Here is a 25,042-nt window from a genome sequence, read left to right as displayed (position 1 = left end):
GGAGAAACGGCCGCAGACAAATGGAGACCGCAATGCCTAAGCTGACCCTCCCCCGCAAGATCCGCAAGCGCGACGGCTCCGTCGTCCCCTTCGAGAAGGAAAAGATCCGCTACGCCGTCGAGCGGGCGGCCTTCGAGGTCCTCCAGGACCGGCTCAAATCGATCGCCGTCTCCGAGGCGGTGACCGACACCGTGCTCACCGACGTCAGCCGCCTGTACCGCAGGGCGACCCCCGGCGTCGAGGCCGTCCAGGACCTCGTCGAGCAGGGCCTCATGAAGGCGGGCTACGGCCCCATCGCGCGGGCCTACATCCTCTACCGCGAGCGCCGCGCCGAGATGAGGCAGGCCAAGGCGGCGCTGGGGCTGCGGGACGACCTGAAATTCCCCATCAACGCCATGGAGGTCCTGAAGAAGCGCTACCTCATCAAGGACGACGGGCGCAACGTCGTCGAGACCCCCGGCGAGCTCTTCCGCCGCGTGGCGCGCCACGTGGCCGGGGCGGAGAAGCGCTTCCGGTCGGCCGTCTCGGCCACCGAGGCCGAGGAGACCTTCTACGACATGATGCGCGAGCTGACCTTCCTGCCCAACTCCCCCACCCTCATGAACGCAGGGACGGCGCTGGGCCAGCTCTCGGCCTGTTTCGTGCTCCCCGTGGACGACTCGATCGACGGGATCTTCGGGGCCCTGCGCCACATGGCCAAGATCCACCAGTCCGGCGGGGGAACGGGCTTCAGCTTCTCGCACCTTCGGCCCAAGGGGGACCTCGTTCAAACGACCAAGGGCGAGGCCTCGGGGCCGGTCTCCTTCATGAGCATCTTCGACGCGGCCACGGGGGTGATCGTCCAGGGGGGAAGGCGCCGCGGGGCCAACATGGGGATCCTGCGATGCGACCACCCCGACGTCATGGAGTTCATCGAGGCCAAGATCGACAGGGGCCGCTTCGCCAACTTCAACCTCTCCGTGGCCGTCACGGACCGCTTCATGGACGCCGTCCGCCGAAACGGCGGCTTCGACCTCATCAACCCCCGGACGGGGAAAAAGGACCGGACGGTCAGGGCCCGGACGATCTTCGACCTCATCGTGTACGGCGCCTGGCGCACGGGCGACCCGGGGCTCATCTTCACCGACACGGTGAACCGCCGCAACCCCACCCCCGCCCTGGGGCGGATCGAGGCCACCAACCCCTGCGGGGAGCTGCCGCTGCTGCCCTACGAGAGCTGCAACCTGGGGTCCATCAACCTGGCACGGATGGTCAGGGACGGCAGGCCCGACTGGGAGCGGATGGCCGAGACGATCCGCTGGGGCGTCCGTTTCCTCGACGACGTCATCGAGGTCAACAACTTCCCCCTCGAGGAGATCGCCGCCATCACCCGCGCAAACCGCAAGATCGGGCTGGGGATCATGGGCTTTGCCGACATGCTCATCCGCCTGGGCATTCCCTACGACTCCCGGGAGGCGGAGACGTTCGCCCGCAGGCTCATGGCCTTCATCCGCCGCGAGTCGCTGAAGGCCTCGTCACAGCTGGCCGCGGAGCGGGGCGTCTTCCCGAACTACGACCGGTCGGTCTACGCGCGGAAAAACCTGCCCCTCCGGAACGCCACGGTCAACACCGTCGCCCCCACGGGGACGATCAGCATCATCGCCGGCTGCTCGAGCGGCATCGAGCCGCTGTTCGCCATCAGCTACGTTCGAAACGTCCTGTCGGGCACACGGCTCTTCGAGATCAACCCGATCTTCGAGACCGTCGCCCGGGCCCGGGGGATCTACAAGCGGGAAATTCTCGCCGAGATCGCCCGCTGGGGGACCCTGCGCCGCATCCGGGGGATCCCGCGGGACGTCAAGCGGGTCTTCGTCACGGCCTTCGACGTGGAACCCGAGCAGCACCTGCGGATCCAGGCCGCCTTCCAGGAGCACTGCGACAACTCGGTGTCCAAGACGATCAACCTGCCCGCGGAGGCCACGATCGACGACGTGCGCAACATCTACCTCATGGCCCACCGGCTCAAGTGCAAGGGGATCACGGTCTACCGCTACGGGAGCCGGGCCGAGCAGGTCCTGTCCTTCCGGGGGGCCGACGGTGGCCCCGTGATCCTCGAGGAGGATCTCGTGGCGGCGGATTCCGAATTCGCCGGCGGATGCATGACGGGGACGTGCGCGTTTTGAGCGAAGGCACAGGGCAAAGATGAAAGGGGAGGAAGCTGAGGTGAAAGAGCGGCGCGTCGAAGAAGCGGTAAAACGGCATCAGAGCGGCTTCAGCTGCGCCCAGGCGATCCTGGCGACCTACGGGCCGGAACTGGGAATGGACCGCGAGACGGCGCTGAAGGTGGCCGGCGGGTTCGGCAGCGGCATGGGCCGCATGGCGGGGACCTGCGGGGCCGTGACGGGGGCCTACATGGTCATCGGCCTTCTCCACGGCATGACGAGGGCGGACGACCAGCAGCAGAAGGAGCGCTCCTACGAGGTCGTGCGCCGCTTCGCGGAGATGTTCAGGCGGCGCCATGGGTCGCTGGAGTGCCGGGAACTGATGGGGGTCGACGTGAGCAGGCCCGAGGGGCTTGCCGTCGCAAGGCAGAAAAACATCTTCCGGACCGTCTGCCCCGGGTACGTGCGCGGCGCGGCGGAGATCCTCGAGGAGATCCTTGCCGAATCCGGCGGTGCGGCAGGCACAGGGGCGGCCAACCTGTTCCCGCTCTACCGGGAGGAGTGAGGGGCCCCGGCCGCCTCAGCCCTGCACGGATGTCATGAACCCGCCGGCCGACACCACCTCCGCGTAGATCCCCTGCAGGGCCGCCATGAAGGCGCCGTGGACGGCCCAGGCCGGGACGGACTCTCCCTTGAAGGCGAGATTTCTCGTGGCGCAGGCGTCCTCGACGACGGTGCACCGGAACCCCAGGTCGAAGGCCGCCCTCGCGGTGGCGTCGATGCACATGTGGGACATGGCGCCGCAGATGACGAGATGCCCCACTCCTTCCTTGCGCAGCAAGTCCTGGAGGTCCGTGCCCCGGAAGCTGTTCGGGAAAACCTTGGTCAGCACCGGCTCCCCCGGAAGCGGCTCGACGGCGGGGTGAATCTCGGCCCCTTCCGTCCCGGGCAGGAAGAAGGTCGCCCCGGGGCGCTTCGAGACATGCCGGATGTGAAAGACGGGCTCGGACCGATTTCGAAACAGTTCAAGGAGCATACTTGCCTTTCCGGCCGCCGCCTCCATGCCCACGAGCGGCATGGCCCCGCCCGTGAAGTAGTCGTTCTGGATGTCCACCAGCAGCAGCGCCCGCTTCATGAACGCCCCCTTTCAGGCCCTCGCCCCCGATTCGGCCTCGATCCGTTTCAGTTCGTCGAAGAGGCGCCGGTTCACCGGCGTCGCAATCCCGTGACGCTCCCCGAGTTCGATGACCGTTCCGGCAAGCATTTCCACCTCGGTTTTCCGCCCGGCCTCGACATCCTGGAACATGGAGGTCTTGCCGTCTGCGCCGAGCCCTTCGAGGACCTTGTACCATTCCCCGATGTCCTTCTCGGAGAGATCCACCTTCAGGGCCCCGGCCAGCGCGATGACCTCCCGCATGGCTGAATCCATGAGCTCCCTGGCCTCGGGGGACGTCCGGAGGGTCCCGTAATTCGCCCGCAGGACGGCCGAGGCTTGGTTGGCACCCACGTTGACCATGAACTTGAACCAGAGGCTGCGGATCATGTCCGGGGGGATCACGTGGGCGATCCCTGCGCGGTCGAACAGTTCGTGGATGCGCCGGACCCGTTCCGTCATGGAGGGGTTCTTCGCCTCGCCGAAGAAGATGCGCCCCTGGTTGGTGTAGCGGACGCTGTTGCCCTCCCGCACGGCGTCGATCCCGAGGGTGAGGCCGTAGACCACCCGGTCCATGCCGTAGACCGCGCCGATGCGCTCCTCGCTGTCGATGCCGTTCATGACGGAGAGGACCGTCGTCGCGGGGCCGACGGCATGCTTCATCTCGGCGATGGCCTGGTCCAGATGGTAGTGCTTGACGGCCACGATGAGCAGGTCCGCCGGGGCGGCCTCTTCGGGTCTCACCACGGCGATCGCGTAGCGCCTGCCGTTCACGACGACGCCGTCGCGCTTCAGCTTTTCGAACCGGGGGCCGCCTGCGATGAAGCAGACGCACTTCGGGTCCATGTCGTAGAGGATGCTGCCGTAGGCCGCCCCGAGGGCCCCGGCGCCGATGATGGCGATGGTTTCAATGGGAGGGTTCATGGCTGCCTGGGTGACTTCTTTTCAATCGACGAGGGGCGTAGGGGGCCCGTTTCCCTGCGGGCCTTTTTCGCCCCGGGTCTTCGTTTCGCTGCTGCGACCTTCTCCAGCTCGCTTTCCAGCCGGATCACCTTCTTGAGCTCGGCGAACAGGACCTTGTTCTTGGGCCGGTCGTCGATGTCGTGGATGTCGATGTAGCGGATGATCCCGTACCTGTCGAGGACGAAGATCGCCCGCTCCGAGAACCCCTCCTTTCTCTTGACGCCGTACTTTTTCGCAACGGCGGCCTGGGGGCAGAAATCGCTGAGCAGCGGGAAGGAAATCCCGCCGAGGCTCTCCGCCCAGGCCTTGAGGCAGGGGACGTGATCGACGCTGATGCCCAGGACCTGGGCATTGAGCTCCTCGAACTTGGCCATCTCGGCCTCGTACGAGGGAAGCTGATTCGTTCAGACCGGCGTCCAGGCCAGGGGGAAGAACGCGATGACGACAGGGCCCTTGCCGAGGCACTTCGAGAGGGTCACCTTCCTGTCGAGATGACTCGGCAGGGTGAAGTTGGGGGCTTTCTGTCCGACCTTGAGTTTCATGCACATCCTCCTTTGCAAGCCGAATTGAATCAGGCGGCACGGGGTGAGCCGGGGCCGCATTTTTGAACAATCTAGCATGGATCTGGAAAAGGCAAAACGGGTTTCCGGCTTTCCGGCCAGGCTGCAGGGGCATCCATCAACCCGTCTTTCCCTCTCACCTTCTTCCTTTCCCGGCCTGACGGATTGACCTCCTGCCGGGGTCCGTCAGGTATTCCTCGCCCGGCGATAGATCCAGCAGTTGGCGAAAAAGAACCAGGCCAGCGGTCCGCCCTCCCGAAGGAGCCGCCTGGAGAGTCTCTTCGCGCGGCTGCCCTGGCGGCTCATCTTCACGTCCGAGAGGTACACCGCGAGCACGCCCTTGAGCAGCATGCGCTGAAACCCCGGGTTCGGCAGCCCGCCGAGCGCCCGGTCCGACATCCGGTAGAAATGGATGAACCGCTCGGCCATCTCGCCTTCGTCGCGGTAGTAATCACAGAAGTTCAGCTCCCCGGCCAAGCGGTCCTCGTCGCGGTCCACGCAGTAGTCGAGCAGGATGTGGAGACCCTGAACCCACGGGAAATAGGCCTCCTTGATCCCCTGCAGGGCCTCATCGGAAAGTTCGCCCGCCCAGCTCTGCGCGACGAGAGAGAAGACCCCCAGCGTGGAGCCCGAGGCGGCACAGAACTCCTGCCAGCGGATACCGGGAAACCTGTCCCGGTACCCGGCATGCCACGCCTCGAGGCGCGGCCTGACCTCCCCGGCCGCCACGTGCTTGTGCACCTGCAGCTCGCGGTAATAGCCGGCGAGCTCGTGAAGGTGCGGGGCGATCCGCCCCTGCGCCGGGTGATCCTTCAGGACGTTCTGGCAGGTCCGGACGAGGGCGGGCAGGTAGCCCCCGTCGTCCTTTTCCGAACGGCAGCGGTAGTAGTCGCCGGGCTCGGCCCCAGGGGTCAGGGCATCCGCCAGGGCCGTGTGCAAGGCCCGGAAATCCTCCGGGTCGCGCGAGGTCCCCCGGTCACAGAGGTTGTCGAGGTAGTCACTGATCGTCTGGTAGGCGACGATGAAGCGCATCGTCTCCCGGGCGTGCTCCCCCGCAAGCAGGGTGTAGATCCCGCCGCCTTCGCAGTGGAAGGTCTTGTTCCCGATGCTCATGAGGGCCTGGTGCCGAAGCTCGGGGTCGGGGATCTTCATCGCCTTTTCCCTCCACCCCGCGAGAAACCGGTGCACGGCGGGCAGGACCCGCGTCATGGCGATGTGCGTCAGCGTTACGAAATTTCCGGGAACCCCCATCGGTGCCTCCGTCGGCTCTCTTAACACAGGCAGTGACCCAGCACAAGGGACTCCGGGGCTTCACCGCGGCGGCGCGCTCTGGTATGATGCCACGAGGTCCAGGGCGCAGGGAGAAAAATGTCCAAGGTCATCGCCCGGCAGGCGACGTACGATTACGACCGGCTCAAACCGGCGGTCTTCGGGATCCTCGATGCCGTCGGGGGCGCCGGGATCGCGCCGGGCCGGCGCGTCCTGATCAAGCCGAACTTTCTCTCGCCGGCAAAGCCGGGCGACGCGATGCTCACGCACCCGCTCGTCATCCGGGCGGTTGCGGAATACGCCCTGGCAAGAGGGGGGCGGGTCCGGATCGGCGACAGCCCGGCCTTGGGCTCGTTCGATCGGATCCTGAAAACCAGCGGGACGCGCGATGCCCTGGCGGGACTCGACGTGGAGTGCGCCGAGTTTTCCGCATCCCGGAAGGTCGACATCGGCGAGCCCTTCGGCACGATCGACCTGGCCGCTGACGCCCTCGACGCGGACATCGTCATCAACCTCCCCAAGCTCAAGACCCACGGGATGATGCAGCTCACCCTGGGGGTGAAGAACCTCTTCGGCTGCGTCGTCGGTCTGCGGAAGCCCGAGTGGCACATGCGGGCGGGTGTCAACCGCGATCTCTTCGCGCGTCTTCTCGTCCAGATCTGCCGCACCGTGAACCCGGCGGTGACCCTCCTGGACGGCATCCTCGCCATGGAGGGCGAGGGGCCCGGCAAGAGCGGAAGGCCGCGCCGCCTCGGGGTTCTCATGGGAAGCGCCGACACGGTCGCCGTCGACCGCGCGGTCTGCACCCTCGTCGGCATGGACCCCGAGGCGCTGCCGACGAACCGGGCCGCCCGGCAACTGGGCATGGCCGGCGGGGAGATCGAGATCGACGGGGTGCTCCCCGAGGTCGGAGACTACGAGATCCCCGGCATCCGTGCATCGGGCAGGCTCGCGGGACTTCTGCGGGAGCGGCTCGTCGCCAAGCCCGTCGCCGATGACGACGCCTGCACGCTGTGCGGGGAGTGCCGGGAATACTGCCCGGCGAAGGCCATCACCACGGACGGAAACCGGATCCGGTTCGACTACGCGGCATGCATCCGCTGCTTCTGTTGCCTCGAGGTCTGCCCCCGCGGGGCGCTGCGGATCCACGAGTCCCTCCCCGCGAGGCTCGTGAGGACCTTGACCGACAGGAAGCCGTGATCGAAAACAAACCCGGTGCAAAACCGGGGACGGCCGTGGTACGGTAAAGCTCTGTTGAAAAGGGATGCACACGGTGGGGCCCCGAAATCGGTGCTGGCCGGATTCCGCTTCCCGACGGGGAGCGGAGGCCTCCCGGTTTGCAGGACCTCCAGACGGTACCCGGTATGCCGACGCCCGACTTCGACCGCTACAGCCTGGCCCTCTTCGACGGGGACCGCATGGTCTTTTCTTCCGGGAAGGAGGGGCTTCGGCCCCTCGTGGAGTGCATCCGGGCCTGCCGGGGACTCTATCGCGGCTGCGAGCTCCACGACCGCGCCATCGGCTTGGCGGCGGCGAAGCTCACCGTCGCCTCGGGGATGATCGCCCGGATCGTCGCCCGGAGGGCTTCCGCCGGGGCCGCGGCATTCTTGGAGCGCCGCGACGTCCCGCTCACCGCCGGCGAGGTCGTGCCGATCCTCCTGAACCGCGAGCGGACGGCCCCCTGCCCCATGGAACAGAAGGCCTCGGCGACGGAAGACCCGGATCAATTTCTCAGGGAGATCGACGCCCTCTTCACATGAACCGCGGGCGGCCGGGGCATTCCCCCTCAGGCGGCCGGTTTGGATCTTCGCGGGGGAGAGGGACGGGGCGTCAGGTCGTCTGCGTGAAGCAGACCTGGTTCTTTCCGGCGGCCTTGGCCCTGTAGAGGTTCTGGTCCGCCCGGCGCAGGAAGTCCATCATCTCTTCATTCTTGGCGTGCTGGGCCAGCCCGATGCTCACGGTGACCCGGATCTCGGTGTCGGGGCGCGGTCTGAAGATCTCGTTTTTCAGTGCGAGCCGAACGCGCTCGGCCGTGATGATCCCCTGCTCGCCCTTCGTGGACGGCAGGATGACGGCAAACTCCTCTCCGCCGTACCGGTAGGCCGAGTCGGTCTGGCGCAGACAATCGCGTAGGATCTCGGCGAACCGCGACAGGACGCGGTCGCCCTCGAGATGCCCGTAGGTGTCGTTGTACTTCTTGAAATCGTCGATGTCGAGCATCAGCACGGTGAGCGGGTGGTCGTAGCGGTTGGAGCGCTCGATCTCGCCGTGCAGGACCGCATAGAACTGGCGCGAGTTGAACAGTTTCGTCAGGCCGTCGGTGATGCTCAGCTCCTGGTACCGCTGCTCGCTCTCCCTGAGCTTCTCCATGGCGAGGTTGCGCTCCCGAAGGAGGGCCTTCTCCCTCACCACGCGCTTGATCCGAAGATCCAGCTCGGGGATGGCCACGGGCTTGACCATGAAGTCGCTTGCCCCCTTCGTGATGATGTCCTCGTAGTTGTAGTCGTCGGTGTAGCCCGTTATCACGATGACACCCACGTCGTGATGCTGCTTGATGTGCTCCGTGAGTTCGAGGCCGTCCATCTCCGGCATCTTGATGTCCGTCAGCACCACGTCAACGGCATTGACGGCCAGGCACTCCAGGGCCTCGCGGCCGTTGCCTGCCGTCAGGCACTCGTAACCGTAAATGACCATCGCCTCCCGCAGCATGTCGCGAAGCTCGACGTGGTCGTCGACGATCAGAATACGGGTCTTGTTCTCGCTCTGTCCGTTGTTTTCCATGATGCCTGGCGGGGGAAGATTTCCGGGTCGGCCCCGGACGACTCAGAACCCTGATGCACGAACCGTACCCGCTTCATCGCAGGGCGCATGCCCTGTGCAAGACCCTTTCCCGGCAGCCTCACAGCCGGATCAGCGAATAGTCCCGTCGGCCGAGCCCGATGGACTCGGCATAGGCGAGGATGTGGGTCCCATCCATCCGCGTCGCGTTCTTGAAGATGTCGACGTCGCCATGCCGGGCCTTCACCAGATCGAAGGCGGCCTGCTCGCAGGCCACGGGGTCGACGGAGGCGACGATGCCCACGTCGCGCCCGATGAGCTCGCTGTCGGCCATGCAGTCGCAGTCCTTGGCGATGTTGTTGACAAAGGTCACGCAGACGCAGGGTTTCCCGTTTACGGCCCCCAGGGCATACTCGGCTGTCCTCTCCATGACGGCGCTCGAGGCCAGGGCCATCCAGGGAATCTCGACGGCGTCGAATTCGCAGGCGGCGATGCAGCTCGCGCACCCTTCGCATTTCCCGGGGTCGATGACGGCCCTGTCCTCCCCCAGGAGGATCGCGTCTGCGGGGCAGACCTCGACGCACCGGCCGCACAGGGTGCAGCCCTCGCCGATCGAGGGTTTCAGGGTGGAGTGCATCTCGAGCTTCCCTGCCCGGGAACCGCACCCCATGCCTAGGTTCTTGATGGCCCCCCCAAACCCGAAGAGGATGTGCCCCTTGAAGTGGGAGACGACGACGAGGGCCCGGGCCTCGGCGATGCGGCGGGCGATCCGCACGGTCCTGAAAATCTTCCCCGCGATCGGGACTGCCGTTTCCTCCTCTCCCCTCTCCCCGTCGGCAATGAGGATGGGCACCCCGAGGGCGCCAAACCCGTGCCTGCGGGCAAGCTCCAGATGGTCCGTCGCGTTGTGGCGCCTGCCCCGGTAGAGGGCATTGGCATCAGTGAGAAAGTGATTGACATTCTGCCTGGCCAGGCGAACCAGAAGGGGCCGCAGGTTGGCCGGGGAGACGAAACGGGTGTTTCCCTCCTCTCCGAAGTGCAGCTTGACGGCGACTCGATCCTCCTTTCCGATCCGCCCTCCCGTGTCGGCCAGGGCCTTGTCGAAGAGGCGGCCGATTGCATCGTCGCCGAATGTCTCGGAAAAATAGACGGCAGCGGCCATCGCGCAACCCCCTGATCCGTGTTGGCAAAACCATACCGAAAAAAACGCGGTTTGCCAAGTGGCGTTTGCGGTATTCTCTTTACAAAACGGGGCCTTTTCGTTATATTGGGCGCAACGGCCGGTTCTTTGTCACGGGGGCCGGCCATTTCTCGAGGGGAGGGGGAAGACCATGTCCCAGATAATGCCCGAGGGAGAGGAGATCAGGCGTGCCATCAAGTGGATCTCCGACAACCTGGATACCGGCAAAACGAAGGCAAAACTCATCGAAGAGGCAGCCCTCAAGTTTGATCTGTCCCCGGCACAGACCGATTTTCTCATGAACTTTTTCTCGAAGAAGCAGGGCTGAGCGAAAACGCCCGTTCGGCGGCGGGGTTGGGTGGAGCGGCCCCTCTTTGGCGACGGGTCCGTCGTAGAGGTTTTGGATGAGAATCGACGGTGCGACGGGGACAGGACATCCCGATCGGGCGACCGCCGTGCAGGGCGTCAGCCCTGCGGGGGCGCTGGTCCCGGCGGGATCCGGCGAAGGCCGCCGCGGCCATTTCCCGCAGCCCCCGCATGTCCCCCCGGACGGGTTCGCAGTTGTTCACGACCCTGCGCACGGTGCCGTCGTCATCGACCTCTGCCGCACCATCCTGCAGAAAGACGAGTCCCCCACGTACCGTCTTTCGCGGGAAGGCACCTTCGAGATCGGCTCGAAGCCGCGCAAAGGGGGCCTCATCGACCTGCGTGCGTGATCCCGCGCATACGTGAACCCCACGAGGGACCCGGACGAAACGACAACGACGATCAGGAGGGAGCCGCACATGTACGCATTCGCCGACAAGCTGCTCGAGGTGACGGAGCGGCACGCCGAAGAGATTGCAGCCCAGTGGTGCAAGGCCGTCAGGACAAACCCTCACACGCCCTGGTTCCACGTGCAGCAGTCGGAGAGCTGCACTGCCTTCGCCCTCGATTTCTACAGGAACTTCCGTGTCGTCTATTTCGACGAGAAGCCGTACAAGAAGCTGGAAAAATACTTCGCAGACTATGCCGAGGAGTGTTTTCGGAGAGGCGTCCCCATGGAGGAGGCCATCTATGCCCTGATCATGATGAGGCGGCACATCTGGCTCTTCGCGGAATTCCAGGCGCTCTTCGTCACTGCCGTCGACGCCCACCGGGCGGTGGAGACGCTCAACCGCACGATCCGCGTCTTCGACCAGGGAATCTTCGTCATCATCCGGCGCTACGGGGAGCTGCAGAAAGCAAAGAAATAACCGGTATCGTCGCGAAAGAGGAAAGCCCCGCGGGCGGCCGCCTGCGGGGCTTTTTCGTTCGGCTCATGTCCCGGGCGATGCGGACCCGGCCGGGTCCAGCAGAAGGAGCTGATGCTCCGGCGAGCGCGACTCGCCTGCAACCGTCACGTAGATGGCAGGCTGGCCCACCACGGGGCAGTGCTTCTCGCAGGCCCCGCATCCGATGCACGCCGTGAGGTCCACGTGGGGCTGCTGCAGCCGGACGGGCCTCCCCCCGCGGTCCCGCACCGTCACCTCCTCGAGCCAGATGGCCTTTTTCGGCGTCGGGCAGGTCTCCTCGCAGACGATGCAGGGCGTGGCGTGGGCGAAGGGCAGGCAGCGGCCCCTGTCGATGGCGGCGTGCCCCAACCGCACCCGCTGTTTCTCATCCAGGGGCAGCCTGCGGATCGCCCCGGTCGGGCAGACCTGGCCGCAGAGGGTGCAGTTGAACTCGCAGTACCCGATGCGCGGCACGAGCACGGGCGTCCAGAGCCCCTCGAGACCGCCCTCCAGCCATGTGGGCTGGAGCCCGCCCGTGATGCAGACCTTCATGCACTCCCCGCAGCGCACGCAGCTCTGCAGGAATTTTCCTTCCTCGAGCGCCCCCGGCGGGCGGATGAGCCTCGCATCGGACATCCGCGGCCTGGCAAGCGGCGAGATGCGCAGCAGGGGCACGGCAAAGGCGCCCGCGAAGAACGCCGCCATGACGTTTCTCCGGCCCAGGTCGAGGCCTGTCGCGGGGCGCCCCTTCGTAAAGCCGAAGCGCACGGCGTTCTTCGGGCAGATGTCATCGCAATTGTTGCAGACGAGGCACTCCGCGGCCCGTCCCTTCTCCTTTGCGGCCGGCGCGGCGTCGGCCTGGCAGACCCCGGCGCAGGCCCCGCAGGAATCGCACTCCTCGCTCACGCTCCGGCGCAGGATGGACCAGCGCGACAGCAGGCCCAGCAGGGCCCCCAGCGGGCAGAGAAACCGGCACCAGAAGCGCCGCTGCACGAGGTTCAGCGCAAGGACGCCGAGAAAGAGAAGGCCGATGAAGGTCCCCTGCGCAAACCAGGGCTGCTGGAAGGGAAGGAGCGTCTTTTTCAGCAGGGCGTAGAGAGCCTCCGAGGCGGGGGTGACGGCAGGAAGGTTCAGCCGGTACAGCGCGTCGAAGAGGGACGCGGCCGCGTAGCTCATCGCGGGGTAGAGGGCCAGCGCGAAGGAGCGGATGGTCAGCGAGATGGGGTCCAGGATGCCGGCCAGCTGCACGCCGAAGAGCGACGAGGCGAGAAGGCCGATGAGAAGATAATACTTGACCCGGAACCACCCGGGCCCGGGCGCCTTGGGCCGCTTCTTCCGCAGGCTGCCCGCCAGATTGTTCAGCGTGCCCAGGGGGCATACCCAGCCGCAGAAAACCCTCCCGAGCACAAGCGTCAGGCCCACGAGGATGAATGAAAGCCAGAAGAGCCCCTCCACGCGGTGCGCGGCAAGAAAGGTCGTCAGGACGATCAGGGGGTCGAAGTCGAGAAAGAGCTTCACGGGCCATCCCAGCTCGTCAGTCCCCTTCGACTCCGTCTGGATGAAGAGAAAGAGAAAGAGGGCCAGGAAAAACCCCTGGACGATGCGCCGCGCGCGCGTCAAGGTCAACTCAGACACCGATCCTCTTGATCTGCAGCTTCGAGAGGTCCATGACCCCGAGGCCCGCCTGCGCCGCGAGCCTCACATGCCCGATGTCGGCGGGCTTCATGCCGAAGAGGGTGGCTCCGAAGGCGTCGACAGCCACCGGGTCCACACCGACGACGACCGTGTCCAGCCGCTTCACGTCGCCGAGATCGCCCCCGGTCGGCCCGTTGGCCGTGAGAATCCGGACGGCGTCGAGCACGGTGAGCGTCGGCTTGATGACACGGCACAGGTCGACGAGGCTCTCGTCGAGGCGCTGGTGGACGCGGAACCGCACGCCCCCCATGACCCCCATCCAGTTCTTCATGCCCAGGGTCAGCCCCGAAAGGCTGTGGGTCTTGGCGATGGGAACGTTGATCAGCTTGTCCGCCTCGAAGATCTCGCCGTAGAGGGGCCAGGACTTCAGCGCCGTCCCGTTGATCTTGACGTCCCTGTACTTCCGGCCGTCCATGACAACCATCTCGGCCCCCGCCGCGGCGGCGGCATCGGCGATCCCGCTCTGCCTGTAGCAGCGTCTTGCGTCGTTGACGGTGTTGTCGAAGACCCGGACCTTCTTCGCACCCGCCTCGAAGCACAGCTTCGCCAGGGTGCCCACGACCTCCGGGTTCGTGGTCGCCGCGTACTGCGGTGTGCGGTCCCAGCCGATGTTGGGTTTCAGGATCACCACATCGCCCCGGGCGACAAAGCGCTTCATCCCCCCCATGGCATCCAGGGCCGCCCGGACGACCTGCGGTGTCGGGGTCCCCCGGGCAACGACGAGGTCCGGCCACTGCGCAGCCTGCGCGATGCGCCCCAGCATGGGGAGGCTGACGGGAAGCGCAAGCCCCGCGGAGGAAACGGCCGTCCATTTCAGAAAGTCGCGCCTTTTCATGCAACACCTCTCGGCTTCAATATATTAAATTACCATGATCAGCCGAACGAGGTAAATCGAAAAGGAGATTCTGCTTTCCAGCCGGTCGCCCATGTGATAACGTCCGCACGAGATTTCCCGCCCGGGACAATCGGGTCGTGAAGCGGTTCTGCGACGATTGTGCAGAACCCTCGCGCCGAGGTGCCGGGAATACTGAAGGACCGGGTTTATTCTTGATGATGCCCGCTCGGCCCGCGGCAAGCTGCGGGGAATGCGCGTGCACAAGGTTTCAGCCATGGGACACATCGTCAACCCCGACCGCGAATACCGCCTGCTGCAGCAGCGCCTCGATCGCAACGTGACGGGCGCCCCGGATTCGCCCCACTTCATGCAGATCCTCAAGATCCTCTTCTCGCCCGAGGACGCCGCGATCGCCCGTCAGATCCCCACGCGCTTCATCACCGTGGAGAGGCTCGCGAGGAAGCTGGGCATGGAGACGGCCCGCCTGGATGACTGGGTCACCGCGATGGCCCAGAGGGGACTCGTGATCGACATCGGCCGGGGCAGGCGCCGCTTGGTGTCGCTCGCCCCCGTCGTCATCGGTTTCTTCGAATACACCTTCATGCGCACCGACGACAAGCTTCCCCTCAAGGAGCTTGCCCGGCTCTTCGACGCCTACATGCACGGCGACGACCGCTTCGCCCGGTCGGTTTTCACGGCCGATACCCAGATCGGACGCTCGCTGGTCCGCGAGGAGGCCCTGCCCGAGGGGGACCACACGGAAATCCTCGACTGGGAGCGGGCGACGTGGCTCATCGAGTCGGCCACGGCGGCCTCCGTCTCGATCTGCGCCTGCCGGCACAAGGCTTCCCACCTCGACAAGGCCTGCGACAGGCCGCAGGAGAACTGCATCGCCCTCAACACGGGCGCCGAGATCCTTGTGAAAAACGGGTTTGCCAGGCCCGTCTCGACGGCGGAGGCCTTGAGGATTCTCGAGCACAGCAAGGAGCAGGGCCTCGCCCAGACGGGTGACAACGTGCAGAAGGGCGCAGCCTATATCTGCAACTGCTGCGGCTGCTGCTGCGAGATGATGAAGGCCGTGCGCGTCATGGGCCTGCGAAACGCCGTCGTCACATCGAACTGGACCGTCGAGATCGACGAGTCGAAATGCAGGGGCTGCGGCAAGTGCGCCAAGCTCTGCCCCGTGGAGCTGATCGACATGGTCCCCGCCCCATCCGAGACGGGTGAAAAGCCCCGCAAGAAGGCGCGTCACGAGGGGGAGTTCTGCCTCGGCTGCGGCGTCTGCTACACGGGGTGCAAGACCGGCGCGATCCGAATGAAGCCGCGGGCCAGACGGGTATTCACCCCGGAGACGGCCTTCGACAAGATCATCACCATGGCCATCGAGCGCGGAAAGCTCGCCCATCTCGTCTTCGAAGGCCACGAGCACTGGGGCTGGCGGGCCTTCGGGCGGATCGCCGCCGCGCTGGAGAGCACGCCGCCCGCCCGGGCCCTGATGGCCATCGGACCGCTGCGATCGGCCTTTTTCGAAGCCGTGGTCCGCAGGGCCAAATCCCCACTCTGAGAGCCGGCCCCTGACGCCCCTCAACCTCCCCGAGCAACACAGGGATGGTCCGCTCCGCGCCGGGAATCTTTTGTATGGATTTTGGCTGCCGGAGTGGTTACTATAGTTTCACTTCAACAAGGAGGCTTCCCTATGAAAAGAACGCACCTGATCGTGCTGGTCTCGGTTGTGCTCGCCGTGCTGGTCGGCGCCTCGTCCGCCATGGCAAAGGAACGGGTCGTCCAGATCCTCCTGCCGGACTGCTCGTGACCCTTCACCCGGGAGAGGGTCAGTTGGACCCTCGAGAACGTTGCCAAGGCAAAGGCCCTGGACATCAACGAGTACACCCATATGGCGGTTGTGCAATTCGATGACGAGGTGACGAGCATCGAAAAAATTGTGGAGGCTCTTGAAAAGGCGGGATTCCCCCTGGGGGGTCCGCCCAAGTTCCTGAAATAGACAGCTGAAAGCGGGGCGGCGGCTTTGACAGGTGCGCCGCCCCGCCTGTTTTCGATGTGTCCTGCTCCCAGCCCTGTTTTTCCTCTCTGCGCACAGCAGGCCCCGGAGGTGAAAAACCCATGGACGGCTCCCCGCGGGAAAAATTCCTCGACACCCTGATTCGGTACCAGGAGCGATTCGGACAGGAGAAGGCTTCGGCCATCCAGGAGAGATTCCGACAGGAAAGGGAGCGGGTCGCCGCGGAAAGCGCGGCGGAAATCGACTGGTTCCCTTCCTGGAAGAAGAGTCAGATCCTCGAGTCCCTTCTGGAACAAACCTATCGGGACCTCATCCTGGAAATGGAACGCGAGGGTCGCAGCTGACGAGGGCATCCCCGCCGGCCGATACCGCCTTGCACGGGCGATCAGCCACGCAAAGGGTAGCCTTCGCGCCTTGCCGTTCGGTCGAAGAAACCCGCAGGAGGTCACCATGGAATTCAATGTGCTCATCGGCGGGGAGGCCGGCCAGGGGATGTTCTCCGTGGAGCTGGAGCTCTCGGAGACCCTCTCCCGCCTGGGGTATCCTTTCTTCGCAACAAAGAACTACATGTCTAGGATCCGGGGAGGACACAACTACCACATGATCCGCGTGGCCGACCGGCCCGTTCATGCCCTGAGCGGCAAGCCCTGGGATCTGGTCATCGCGATGGACAGCGCGGAGACGGAGCGCAGGCACAGGCCCTCCCTGGCGGCAGACGGAATCTTTCTCGGCGCGGACCGGGTCGGTCAGATCGAAGCGGAGGCCCGGGAAACATTTCGGGACCCCACGGCCTCGAGCACCATCCTCGCAGGCCTGATCCTCGCCTGCATCGGCGCCGAACCCTCTGCATCGCGGCCGCTCGCGCCCGACGAGTCAGCCGCCAGGGCCCTTGCGAAGGGCGGGGAGTTTGCCGCCCGCTGGGGGCTGGCGGCCCGCAGGGTCATCACCCCGAGGCCCGGGGACCGCTGCAAGCTCGACGGGAACCAGGCCATTGCCCTCGGGGCGCTCATGGGAGGCTGCCAGTTCGTGGCCGGATACCCCATGACGCCCGCCACGTCGATCATGCACTATTTCGCCTCCGTTGCATCGGAAATCCCCGTCCACTTCGAGCAGGCCGAAGACGAGATCGCGGCGCTGAACATGGCCCTGGGGGCCTCTTACGCGGGACTGCGGTCCATGGTGGCCACCTCGGGCGGGGGCTTTGCACTCATGACGGAGGCCGTATCGCTTGCCGGCATGACGGAAACGCCGGTCGTCGTCATCGACGCCCAGCGGCCGGGGCCGGCGACCGGCCTGCCGACGAGAACCGAGCAGGGGGACCTGAACTTCGTCCTGCACGCCGGTCACGGGGAATTCCCGCGCGTGATCTTCGCGCCCGGCTCGATCGAGGAGGCCATCTCGCTGACCCGGAGGGCCTTCGATGTGGCGGACCGCTGGCAGATCCCCGTGTTCATCCTGACGGATCAGTACCTCGCCGACTCCGTCCAGGTCATGGAGGGGCGTGTACCGACGAAGATGCTCAGGCGTGACTACCCTGTCTTCGAGGCTGGCTACCGGCGCTATGCCATCACGGACACCGGGGTGTCGCCGCTGACCTACCCCGGCCTCTCCGAGGCCCGCGTCGAGGTGGACTCCGACGAGCACACGGAAGACGGCAAGATCACGGAGGACCTCGACCTGAGGGTCCGCATGGTCGACAAGCGGCTTCGAAAACTGGAAGGGCTGCGCAAGGAGGCCGTCATGCCCTCGCGCGCAGGCGACCGCAGGGCGCCCACCGTGCTCGTCTCGTGGGGTTCGAACCGTCAGATCGTCGAAGAGGCGGTCGAGGCCCTGCGGGCCGAGGGGATCGCCGTGTCATCGGTGCATTTCGGCCAGGTCTACCCGCTCACGGCCCCGATGGCGCGGGGGCTTGCCCGCAAGCGCCTGATCTGCATCGAGAACAACGCCACAGGGCAATTCGGGCAACTGCTCCGGCGGGAGCTCGGCCTGAAAGTTGCCCACCGGATCCTGAAATACAGTGGAGAGTGCTTCACCGTGGCCGAGCTGGTCGAACGGGTCAGGAAAATCCTCGGTTGACCGAACCGGACAGGAGGGATCGCGTCATGAAACAGGACATCGCCTGGTGCCCGGGCTGCGGGAATTTCCCGATCCGGGCCGCCCTCGAGAAGGTCCTCAAGGAGCTGCCGGTCCCGGCAAAAAACATCGTATTAACCTCGGGGATCGGACAGGCGGCTAAGATGCCGCATTACCTGCCCTACAGCTATTTCAACGGCCTCCACGGCCGGTCGCTGCCCCTTGCCGTGGGCATCAAGCTGGCCCGGCCCGATCTCACGGTCATCGCCGTCTCGGGCGACGGCTGTCACTACGGCGAAGGCGGGAATCACTTCATCCACACGATCCGGCGGCGGTTGGACATCACGATCCTGGTCTGCGACAACAAGGTCTACGGCCTCACGAAAGGCCAGAGCTCCCCGACGACGGACCTGGGGATGAAGAATGCGCTCGACCCCCAAGGCAACCTCAACACCCCATTCAGCCCCCTCGTGACGGCTCTCGCTGCCGGGGCCCCCTTCGTGGCCAGAACCTTCGCAGGCGACGCGCAGCACATGGAGCAGGTCCTGCGCGAGTCGATCCTCTTCAGGGGCCCCTCTGTTGTCGACATCCTCCAGCCCTGCGTCAGCTTCAACAAGGTGAACACGTACGCCTGGTATCGCGAGCGGCTCTACAAGCTCGAGGAGCCGCCGCGGGACCGGCAGGAGGCGATGCGGTTGGCGGAAATCTGGGGGGAGCGCATCCCCATCGGCGTTTTCTGGCGCGACGGCCAATTCGTCTGCCGGGAGATCAGGGAGACGTTCCGCAGGCCCGTCACGGAGGCAGCCGTGGCCAAGCTCCTGGACACGAAGTGCATCATGATGCGTTAGCGGCGGCTCCCCCGGTGCGTGACCGGAGTTTGACGATCAAGGGTGGGGCAGAGATCAGGGCATTGCCGAGAAGAGGGCCAGCCGGATGCTGAGCGGGAATCCTCGAGGTGAGGCCGAATGGGAGGGGCGCCGTCAATTTTCCGGCGACTGGGGCAGCCTAAGCGACGGTTTTACGTCACGGACCGCAGTTCGTGCGTGAATGGATGCCGTCATCCGGGAACGTGCTCTTCCTCCGTCCCGTCTTTTTCACACAGAGAAAAGGTGAGGGCAGCGATGAGAAAGGGGGGCCGGGTCCCTCATCAGCCGATAAAACGGCGCTTTTTCCGTTCTTCCCAGGAACCCCCCGTATCTGGCCGGCCCGGTTGGTGAGCCGGCGCACATGTTGCGCAGGGACTGCCCGTGGCCGACAAGGAAGGACAATCTTCGTACAAGGGTGAAAAAAAAAGATTGGGTGCCAGGTGAAGGAGGGGAAACTGGCACCCAGAGAGAGATAAATGGGGTTTCAGGTTATCGGATTCGCTTGATGTATATTGCAATAACCATGACAAAAACGGCGACCACCAAAAATAATTTGTGGGCCGCTGCATATTTTCCCGGAGCCCCGACCAGTCGGCAGAGAATACAGGCGCAAGTCGAACCCGTCGGCAGGGTGTGCCCCTCCTCTTCAGGCCGAGGGGGCGGCAGGGGACGGTTGGCGGGCCAGGATAAACGGAAGAACCATAAGCCCTGAAATATATTTGATTATCGCCTGCCCGATGATCGCGGGCCAAACGGGCCCGAAGGCGAGCAGGACAAACACGAGGGAGTCCGCCGGGCAGGAAACGAGATTGGACCATACGATCCGGGTGGCGAATGACCGTTTCAGGACGCGGAAAAAGAACCAATCAAGGCTCTCTGAAACGAAGAAGGCGGCCATGGAGGCCATGGCGATCTCGTAATTGAAAAAAAGAGTGATGGCCGAGGCGACGATCATCCAACCCCAGGTGGCCCAGTCACCCCAGTATCGCTGGACAAAGTCCCGAAATGAAAAGGTAAGTCCGATCCACACCACCCCGGCCGGGAAGGAGAGACCAGCTACGGTCACGATGCCGAACCAGATGACGAAGGCATTGCCCAACAGGATGCTCAGGAGGTATAGAAGACCCCACACCCACTTCTTCATGGCGGCGCTCCTACATTTTTTGTAGGGGTTTCTACAAAGGCGGGACCTTTATTTCATAGAACAACGGCCGATTCAAGGTATTTCGCCTTGGCCGCCGGGGGCGGGATGCAGGAATGAGACGAGGATGACTTCGAAAGGACCTGACCCCAAGAGGATAACGGTCACGGCAGCCGTACTGGAAAGAGACGGGAGGGTTCTCATCGCCCGGCGGAAGCGAGGGGACCGCATGGCCGACAAGTGGGAATTCCCGGGGGGCAAACTCGAGGAGGGCGAGACCCTAGAGAATTGCCTGCGGCGGGAGATGCGGGAGGAATTCGGGATCGATGTCGCCGTGGGTCCCCTCGTGGGTCGAAGCCGCCATGCATACCCGCATGGCGAGGTCGACCTCACGGCTTACCGGGTCACCCATCTCTCGGGGGATTTTCAGCTCCATGACCACGAGGAGATCCGATGGGTCTGCCCGGCTGACCTGATGACGTATGATTTTTCCGCGGCCGACATCCCGATCGCGGGCATTCTGGCGAGACAGGGGGGCGGGGTGCCTGCCGACGGTTCTCCGTCCGAACAGTTCCTGCCGATCGGCGGCCTGCAGCTTCGAATCCTGGAACAGGGCCGTGGCCGCGGCAGACCCCTGCTCCTTCTCCACGGCACCGGGGACAACGCCCACACGTGGGATCTGCTGGCGCCTGCCCTGGCCGGGACATTCAGGGTCCTGGTCCTCGATCAGCGCGGGCACGGCAAGAGCGGCTGGGCCGTTCCGCCCGCATACCGATGCGAGGATTATCTGCAGGATCTATCGGCCGTGATCGGCCTGCTCGGTCTCGAGGGCCTGATCCTGCTGGGTCACTCCATGGGAGCCCTGCACGCTACCCTCTACGCAGCCCTCAACCCCGAAAAGGTGGCGGCCCTCATCCACGTGGACATCGAGCCCTTCCCCCCGGAGTGGAACCGCAAATATCTCCTTGGGTTGTACAAGAAGCTGCCCGACTCCTACGCGCAGCCCGGGGATTTCACGGACGAGATCGCGAAGAACGCCCCATACGCGCGGCCTGAAACCTTGCAGCACCTTGCAGCCCGGTCCCTGGTCCTTCGCAGCGGCCGATGGTACAGGACCTACGACCGCGAGATCCTGGCCCGGTTTGACCGATACGACCTGCGCGGCCATCTTGGTCGAATCCGCTGCCCTGCACTCGTCATCCGCGGGTCGGAAAGCCGTGTCCTCGGGCGCGAGGCCGCCGAGCAGATGGTCCAGGCCCTGCCGGCGGGCGAGCTGGCCGAGATCCCGAGGGCCACCCACCCGGTACACCTCGATAACCCGGAGGCGTTCCGGGATGCGGTCACGGGGTTTTTGGCGCGGCATGGGCTTCTGTGAAACCTGAAGCGAGGAAGCTGTGAACTCGAGAAGTTCGGAGCAGCGGGGCCGTGAGGTCCGTTTTGATTATCCAGTCTTCAAGACTTCCCATCTACAAGGGTTCAGCACAAGATAGACACGGTTCAATGACACGATAGATATAAGGAGGGACACATGGACGTATTCGAGGCCATCAGGGCACGGAGAAGCTGCCGGAAGTTTCAGCCCGATCCGGTGAGCGACGCGGACATCGAGAAGATTCTAGAGGCAGGCAACTGGGCACCGTCGCCCGCCAACCAGCAGCCCTGGGAGTTCGTCGTCATCTCGAGCCCCGGCATCAAGGAGAGGATCCTCGCCGAGAGCGAGGTATGCAAGAAAAAGCTCTTCGAGCGCAGCGGGTGGAAGTGGCTGGAAAAATTCCCCATCGACTTCGTCAGGGAGGCGCCCGTCATCATCGCAGTCGTGGGCGACCCGAAAAAAAGCGGCGCCGACATGTTCCTCGACGAGGGTACCGGCCGGGGATACCTGGAGGGCTGCTCGGCGGCCGTCCAGAACATGATGCTGGCGGCCCACGCCCTGGGGCTGGGAACCCTGTGGTTCAGTCTATACGAAGCGGGGGCTGTGCGGCAGATCCTCGGGCTCGACCCCGGCAAGGACCCCGTCGCCCTTCTGTGCGTCGGCAAGCCCGCGTCCGTGGCCGCGTCGAAGCGAAAGGACTTCCGTGAGAAGACGACGTACCTCCGCTAGGGGGCCGGACTCGAGTCCGGTCCGCAACCTCGTGCTCGTCCTGGGTGACCAGCTCGACCGGCGCTCGTCGGCCTTCGACGGCTTCGATGCGGGGCTGGATGCCGTCTGGATGGCCGAGGCGGCAGGCGAGGCCGATTACGTGCCGTCCCACAAGGCCCGGATCGTGCTTTTCCTCTCCGCCATGCGCCACTTCCGCGAGGCCCTCGAAGCCGAGGGGGTGCGCGTGCACTACCGCCGCCTCGAGGAGCCGGAAAACCGCGGCACCCTCGCGCTTGAACTCCAGGCTGCCTGCCGGGACCTCAGGCCGCGCAGGCTCGTCATCGTCGAGCCGGGCGAGTGGCGGGTGCTCGAGGACATCAGGGCCGCGGCGAAAAAGGCCGGGGCCGACCTCGAGATCCGGCAGGACCGGCACTTCCTCGCCACCCATGAGGATTTCGACCGTTTCGCCGGGGGCAAAAAGCAGCTCCGGATGGAGTTTTTCTACCGCGGGATGCGGCGCAAAACGGGGCTCCTGATGGCGGGGGAGAAACCCGAGGGCGGCCGGTGGAATTACGACGCCGACAACCGCGGGGCCTTCCCGAAGGAAGGGCCGGGCAAGGTCCCCGCACCGGTGTCCTTCCTGCCCGACTCGATCACCCGCGAGGTCATCGAACTGGTGGAGAATCGCTTTGCCGCTCACCCGGGGAGCCTGCGGCACTTCGACTGGCCCGTCACCCCGGGGCAAGCCGGCAAGGCCCTGAGGGACTTTGTCGAAAACCGTCTTTTTCTCTTCGGGCCCTATCAGGACGCCCTGTGGACCGGCCAGCCCTGGCTCTACCACTCGCGGCTCTCCTCGTCGATGAACCTGAAACTGCTCGACCCCCGCGAGGCGGTGCAGGCCGCCGCCGAGGCGTACGGGAGGCGCCGCGCCGCGCTTGCCTCTGCCGAGGGGTTCATCCGCCAGATCATCGGCTGGCGGGAGTATGTCCGGGGGGTTTACTGGCGCTACATGCCCGATTACATCGGCATGAATGCCCTGGGGGCGTCGCTGCCCTTGCCGTCGTTTTACTGGACGGCGCAGACCGAGATGCAGTGCCTGCGCGAGGTGATCGGCCAGACGCTGGAGTACGGCTACGCCCACCACATCCAGCGGCTCATGGTGACGGGGCTCTTCGCCCTCATGCTGGGGGTTGCGCCCCGGGAGGTCCACCGATGGTATCTCGCGGTCTACGTCGATGCCGTCGAGTGGGTCGAGCTGCCCAACACGCTCGGCATGTCCCAGTTCGCCGACGGCGGCATCATGGCCTCCAAGCCCTATGCCGCCACGGGCAAGTACATCGACCGGATGAGCAACTACTGCAGGCAATGCCGATACGACCCCGCGCGGACGGACGGCGGGTCGGCCTGCCCCTTCTCCGTCCTCTATTGGGATTTTCTCCTCCGAAACCGGGACCGCCTCGCCCGCAATCCCCGCATGGGTCTTCAGCTCCGCAACGCCGACCGTCTTGCGCCGGCCGAGGCCAGGGCCATCCGGCGAAGGGCGGACGCCCTGCGGGACGCAATCGACTTCCGGGAGTATCGCCCATGATCCATCCCGCGCGCATCCAGCCCCTGAACCGACGGAGCATCCAGGACGGACGGTACGTCCTGTACTGGATGCAGGCCTCCCAGAGGGTCGAGTGCAACCATGCCCTCGAGTACGCCGTCGGCGAGGCCAACGGGCGCCATCTTCCCGTTGTGGTTGTCTTCGGCCTCACGGACCGATTCCCCGAGGCCAACCTGAGGCACTACACCTTCATGCTCGAGGGGCTCGAGGAGGTGCGGGAGGGTCTCCGCGCCAGGGGCATCCGCTTCGTGCTCCTGCACCGCCCGCCCGAACGGGCCGCCGTGGATCTGGCCGCCGAGGCGGCCCTCGTCGTCACCGACCGCGGCTACCTGCGCATCCAGCGGCAGTGGCGCAGCCACGTCGCGGCCAATGCGCCCTGCGCCGTCGTGCAGGTGGAATCCGATGTCGTCGTGCCCGCGGAGACGGCCTCGCCGAAGGAGGAGTACACGGCGGGCACCCTGAGGCCCAAGCTGCACAGGGTCCTCAAGGGGTATCTGGCACCGCTCGGAGAGAGGCCGGTCCGGAAGGATTCGCTTTCCCTTCGGCTCGACGTCGACGCGCAGGAGGATTATGCAGCGCTGGCCCGCTCGTTGAAGGTCGACCGCACGGTGCCCCCCGTCGTCTCGCTGCGCGGGGGCACGGCTGCGGCCCGCGCCCGCCTGGAGACCTTCATCGCCGGGAAGCTCCGCCACTACGGAGACCGGCGCAACGACCCGGGCCTCGACTATGCATCCGGCCTCAGTCCCTACCTGCATTTCGGCCAGATATCGCCCCTGGCCGTCGCCCTGCGCGTCTGTGCAGAGAAGACCGTGCCCGCCGCTGCGCGCGACGCGTTCCTCGAGGAGCTCATCGTGCGCCGCGAGCTGGCCGTCAACTTCACCCTCTACAACGAGCGTTACGACGAGTACGCAAGCCTCCCCGACTGGGCGAGAAAGACGCTGGCCGCCCATGCGCGCGACCGCCGGGAATACCTCTACGACGAGGGGCAGTGGGAGCGTGCGGAAACGCACGACCCCTACTGGAACGCCGCGCAGCGCGAGATGGTCCTGACGGGCAGGATGCACAACTACATGCGGATGTACTGGGGGAAAAAGATCCTCGAGTGGAGCCGGAGCCCGGAGGAGGCCTTCCGCACGGCCCTGCGGCTCAACAACAAGTACGAGCTGGACGGGCGGGACCCCAACAGCTTCGCCGGGGTGGCGTGGTGCTTCGGCAAGCACGACCGGGCCTGGCCCGAGCGGAAGGTCTTCGGCAAGATCCGCTACATGAACGACGCGGGGCTCAGGCGCAAGTTCGACATGCCGGCCTACCTGGAAAAGGTGGCCGCCCTCGAGAGGGGCCGCTGAGCGGCGCAAAAAACCTGTCGACATTCGGCTGCGTTGCAGGTATATATCCCTCGGGCGCGCCAGGGCCATGGCCGCTCCGATCG

The 25,042-nt window shown here is 65.4% G+C and carries 25 protein-coding genes; 15 read left to right on the top strand and 10 right to left on the bottom strand.

What is annotated here, in order from left to right; translation table 11 throughout:
* The first annotated feature begins 32 nt into the window (after positions 1-32).
* Positions 33-2,162, top strand: a complete 2,130-nt coding sequence (locus HPY67_15985) for an adenosylcobalamin-dependent ribonucleoside-diphosphate reductase (protein ID NPV06214.1) — start codon at positions 33-35, stop codon at positions 2,160-2,162.
* Between the two features lie 19 nt (positions 2,163-2,181).
* Positions 2,182-2,706 (top strand): C_GCAxxG_C_C family protein, encoded by a 525-nt coding sequence (locus HPY67_15980; protein NPV06213.1) that lies wholly within the window; start codon positions 2,182-2,184, stop codon positions 2,704-2,706.
* Positions 2,707-2,721: 15 nt separating this feature from the next.
* Here HPY67_15980 and HPY67_15975 read toward each other — a convergent pair whose 3' ends face one another.
* The 5 genes from HPY67_15975 to HPY67_15955 form a co-directional block, all read right to left on the bottom strand.
* Positions 2,722-3,276 carry a cysteine hydrolase gene (locus HPY67_15975; protein NPV06212.1) on the bottom strand — a complete coding sequence of 185 codons (555 nt, stop codon included), beginning with the start codon at positions 3,274-3,276 and terminating at the stop codon, positions 2,722-2,724.
* 12 nt (positions 3,277-3,288) lie between these two features.
* A complete protein-coding gene (locus tag HPY67_15970; protein ID NPV06211.1) occupies positions 3,289-4,218 on the bottom strand; it encodes a 2-dehydropantoate 2-reductase in 930 nt (309 codons plus the stop codon).
* Complete coding sequence (locus tag HPY67_15965) at positions 4,215-4,631, bottom strand: redoxin domain-containing protein (GenBank protein NPV06210.1); 417 nt, start codon at positions 4,629-4,631, stop codon at positions 4,215-4,217. The genes HPY67_15970 and HPY67_15965 overlap by 4 nt, the downstream gene beginning before the upstream one ends.
* Before the next feature lie 30 nt (positions 4,632-4,661).
* Positions 4,662-4,799, bottom strand: coding sequence for a redoxin domain-containing protein (locus HPY67_15960; protein ID NPV06209.1), 138 nt, complete (start codon positions 4,797-4,799; stop codon positions 4,662-4,664).
* A 204-nt stretch (positions 4,800-5,003) separates the two neighbouring features.
* Complete coding sequence (locus HPY67_15955; GenBank protein ID NPV06208.1) at positions 5,004-6,068, bottom strand: tetraprenyl-beta-curcumene synthase family protein; 1,065 nt, start codon at positions 6,066-6,068, stop codon at positions 5,004-5,006.
* Between the two features lie 117 nt (positions 6,069-6,185).
* Here HPY67_15955 and HPY67_15950 point away from each other — a divergent pair, with 117 nt between their 5' ends.
* Positions 6,186-7,286 (top strand): DUF362 domain-containing protein, encoded by a 1,101-nt coding sequence (locus tag HPY67_15950; GenBank protein NPV06207.1) that lies wholly within the window; start codon positions 6,186-6,188, stop codon positions 7,284-7,286.
* A 137-nt stretch (positions 7,287-7,423) separates the two neighbouring features.
* A complete protein-coding gene (locus HPY67_15945) occupies positions 7,424-7,846 on the top strand; it encodes a DUF1893 domain-containing protein (protein ID NPV06206.1) in 423 nt (140 codons plus the stop codon).
* 70 nt (positions 7,847-7,916) lie between these two features.
* Here the strand turns inward: HPY67_15945 and HPY67_15940 are convergent, their stop codons facing one another.
* The gene (locus HPY67_15940; GenBank protein NPV06205.1) at positions 7,917-8,867 is read right to left on the bottom strand and encodes a diguanylate cyclase; all 951 of its coding nucleotides are present in this window, start codon (positions 8,865-8,867) and stop codon (positions 7,917-7,919) included.
* A gap of 118 nt (positions 8,868-8,985) precedes the next feature.
* The gene (locus tag HPY67_15935; GenBank protein ID NPV06204.1) at positions 8,986-10,026 is read right to left on the bottom strand and encodes a DUF362 domain-containing protein; all 1,041 of its coding nucleotides are present in this window, start codon (positions 10,024-10,026) and stop codon (positions 8,986-8,988) included.
* 169 nt (positions 10,027-10,195) lie between these two features.
* Between HPY67_15935 and HPY67_15930 the strand changes: the two genes are divergently transcribed.
* The 3 genes from HPY67_15930 to HPY67_15920 all read left to right on the top strand — a co-directional run bounded on the left by HPY67_15930 (position 10,196) and on the right by HPY67_15920 (position 11,279).
* Positions 10,196-10,372: a hypothetical protein gene (locus HPY67_15930; protein NPV06203.1), complete on the top strand. Its 177-nt coding sequence runs from the start codon at positions 10,196-10,198 to the stop codon at positions 10,370-10,372.
* A gap of 76 nt (positions 10,373-10,448) precedes the next feature.
* The gene (locus HPY67_15925; protein NPV06202.1) at positions 10,449-10,760 is read left to right on the top strand and encodes a hypothetical protein; all 312 of its coding nucleotides are present in this window, start codon (positions 10,449-10,451) and stop codon (positions 10,758-10,760) included.
* A gap of 69 nt (positions 10,761-10,829) precedes the next feature.
* The gene (locus HPY67_15920; GenBank protein NPV06201.1) at positions 10,830-11,279 is read left to right on the top strand and encodes a hypothetical protein; all 450 of its coding nucleotides are present in this window, start codon (positions 10,830-10,832) and stop codon (positions 11,277-11,279) included.
* Positions 11,280-11,342: 63 nt separating this feature from the next.
* On the opposite strand, the gene HPY67_15915 is transcribed toward HPY67_15920, so the two are convergent.
* Positions 11,343-12,932, bottom strand: coding sequence for a 4Fe-4S binding protein (locus HPY67_15915; protein ID NPV06200.1), 1,590 nt, complete (start codon positions 12,930-12,932; stop codon positions 11,343-11,345).
* Positions 12,925-13,827 (bottom strand): DUF362 domain-containing protein, encoded by a 903-nt coding sequence (locus tag HPY67_15910; protein NPV06199.1) that lies wholly within the window; start codon positions 13,825-13,827, stop codon positions 12,925-12,927. The genes HPY67_15915 and HPY67_15910 overlap by 8 nt, the downstream gene beginning before the upstream one ends.
* A 274-nt stretch (positions 13,828-14,101) precedes the next feature.
* Between HPY67_15910 and HPY67_15905 the strand changes: the two genes are divergently transcribed.
* The 4 genes from HPY67_15905 to HPY67_15890 all read left to right on the top strand — a co-directional run bounded on the left by HPY67_15905 (position 14,102) and on the right by HPY67_15890 (position 18,768).
* Positions 14,102-15,391, top strand: a complete 1,290-nt coding sequence (locus HPY67_15905; GenBank protein NPV06198.1) for a 4Fe-4S dicluster domain-containing protein — start codon at positions 14,102-14,104, stop codon at positions 15,389-15,391.
* A gap of 557 nt (positions 15,392-15,948) precedes the next feature.
* Positions 15,949-16,191, top strand: a complete 243-nt coding sequence (locus HPY67_15900; GenBank protein ID NPV06197.1) for a hypothetical protein — start codon at positions 15,949-15,951, stop codon at positions 16,189-16,191.
* Between the two features lie 106 nt (positions 16,192-16,297).
* Positions 16,298-17,923: a 2-oxoacid:acceptor oxidoreductase subunit alpha gene (locus HPY67_15895; protein NPV06196.1), complete on the top strand. Its 1,626-nt coding sequence runs from the start codon at positions 16,298-16,300 to the stop codon at positions 17,921-17,923.
* A gap of 26 nt (positions 17,924-17,949) precedes the next feature.
* A complete protein-coding gene (locus HPY67_15890) occupies positions 17,950-18,768 on the top strand; it encodes a 2-oxoacid ferredoxin oxidoreductase (protein NPV06195.1) in 819 nt (272 codons plus the stop codon).
* 664 nt (positions 18,769-19,432) lie between these two features.
* On the opposite strand, the gene HPY67_15885 is transcribed toward HPY67_15890, so the two are convergent.
* On the bottom strand, positions 19,433-19,930 hold the full coding sequence (locus HPY67_15885; protein ID NPV06194.1) for a VUT family protein: 498 nt from the start codon (positions 19,928-19,930) through the stop codon (positions 19,433-19,435).
* A 124-nt stretch (positions 19,931-20,054) separates the two neighbouring features.
* On the opposite strand from HPY67_15885, the gene HPY67_15880 reads away from it, so the two are divergent.
* The 4 genes from HPY67_15880 (at position 20,055) to phrB (ending at position 24,959) form a co-directional block, all read left to right on the top strand.
* Positions 20,055-21,302 carry an alpha/beta fold hydrolase gene (locus HPY67_15880; protein ID NPV06193.1) on the top strand — a complete coding sequence of 416 codons (1,248 nt, stop codon included), beginning with the start codon at positions 20,055-20,057 and terminating at the stop codon, positions 21,300-21,302.
* A 153-nt stretch (positions 21,303-21,455) separates the two neighbouring features.
* The gene (locus HPY67_15875; protein NPV06192.1) at positions 21,456-22,028 is read left to right on the top strand and encodes a nitroreductase; all 573 of its coding nucleotides are present in this window, start codon (positions 21,456-21,458) and stop codon (positions 22,026-22,028) included.
* Positions 22,003-23,595 carry a cryptochrome/photolyase family protein gene (locus HPY67_15870; protein ID NPV06191.1) on the top strand — a complete coding sequence of 531 codons (1,593 nt, stop codon included), beginning with the start codon at positions 22,003-22,005 and terminating at the stop codon, positions 23,593-23,595. The genes HPY67_15875 and HPY67_15870 overlap by 26 nt, the downstream gene beginning before the upstream one ends.
* The gene (gene phrB / locus HPY67_15865) at positions 23,592-24,959 is read left to right on the top strand and encodes a deoxyribodipyrimidine photo-lyase (protein ID NPV06190.1); all 1,368 of its coding nucleotides are present in this window, start codon (positions 23,592-23,594) and stop codon (positions 24,957-24,959) included. Before HPY67_15870 ends, phrB begins: the two co-directional genes overlap by 4 nt.
* Positions 24,960-25,042: the final 83 nt, after the last annotated feature.

This window comes from Syntrophaceae bacterium, assembly GCA_013177795.1.
Classification (GTDB): domain Bacteria; phylum Desulfobacterota; class Syntrophia; order Syntrophales; family UBA2192; genus UBA2192.
This window is presented reverse-complemented; position numbering and strand designations above follow the sequence as displayed.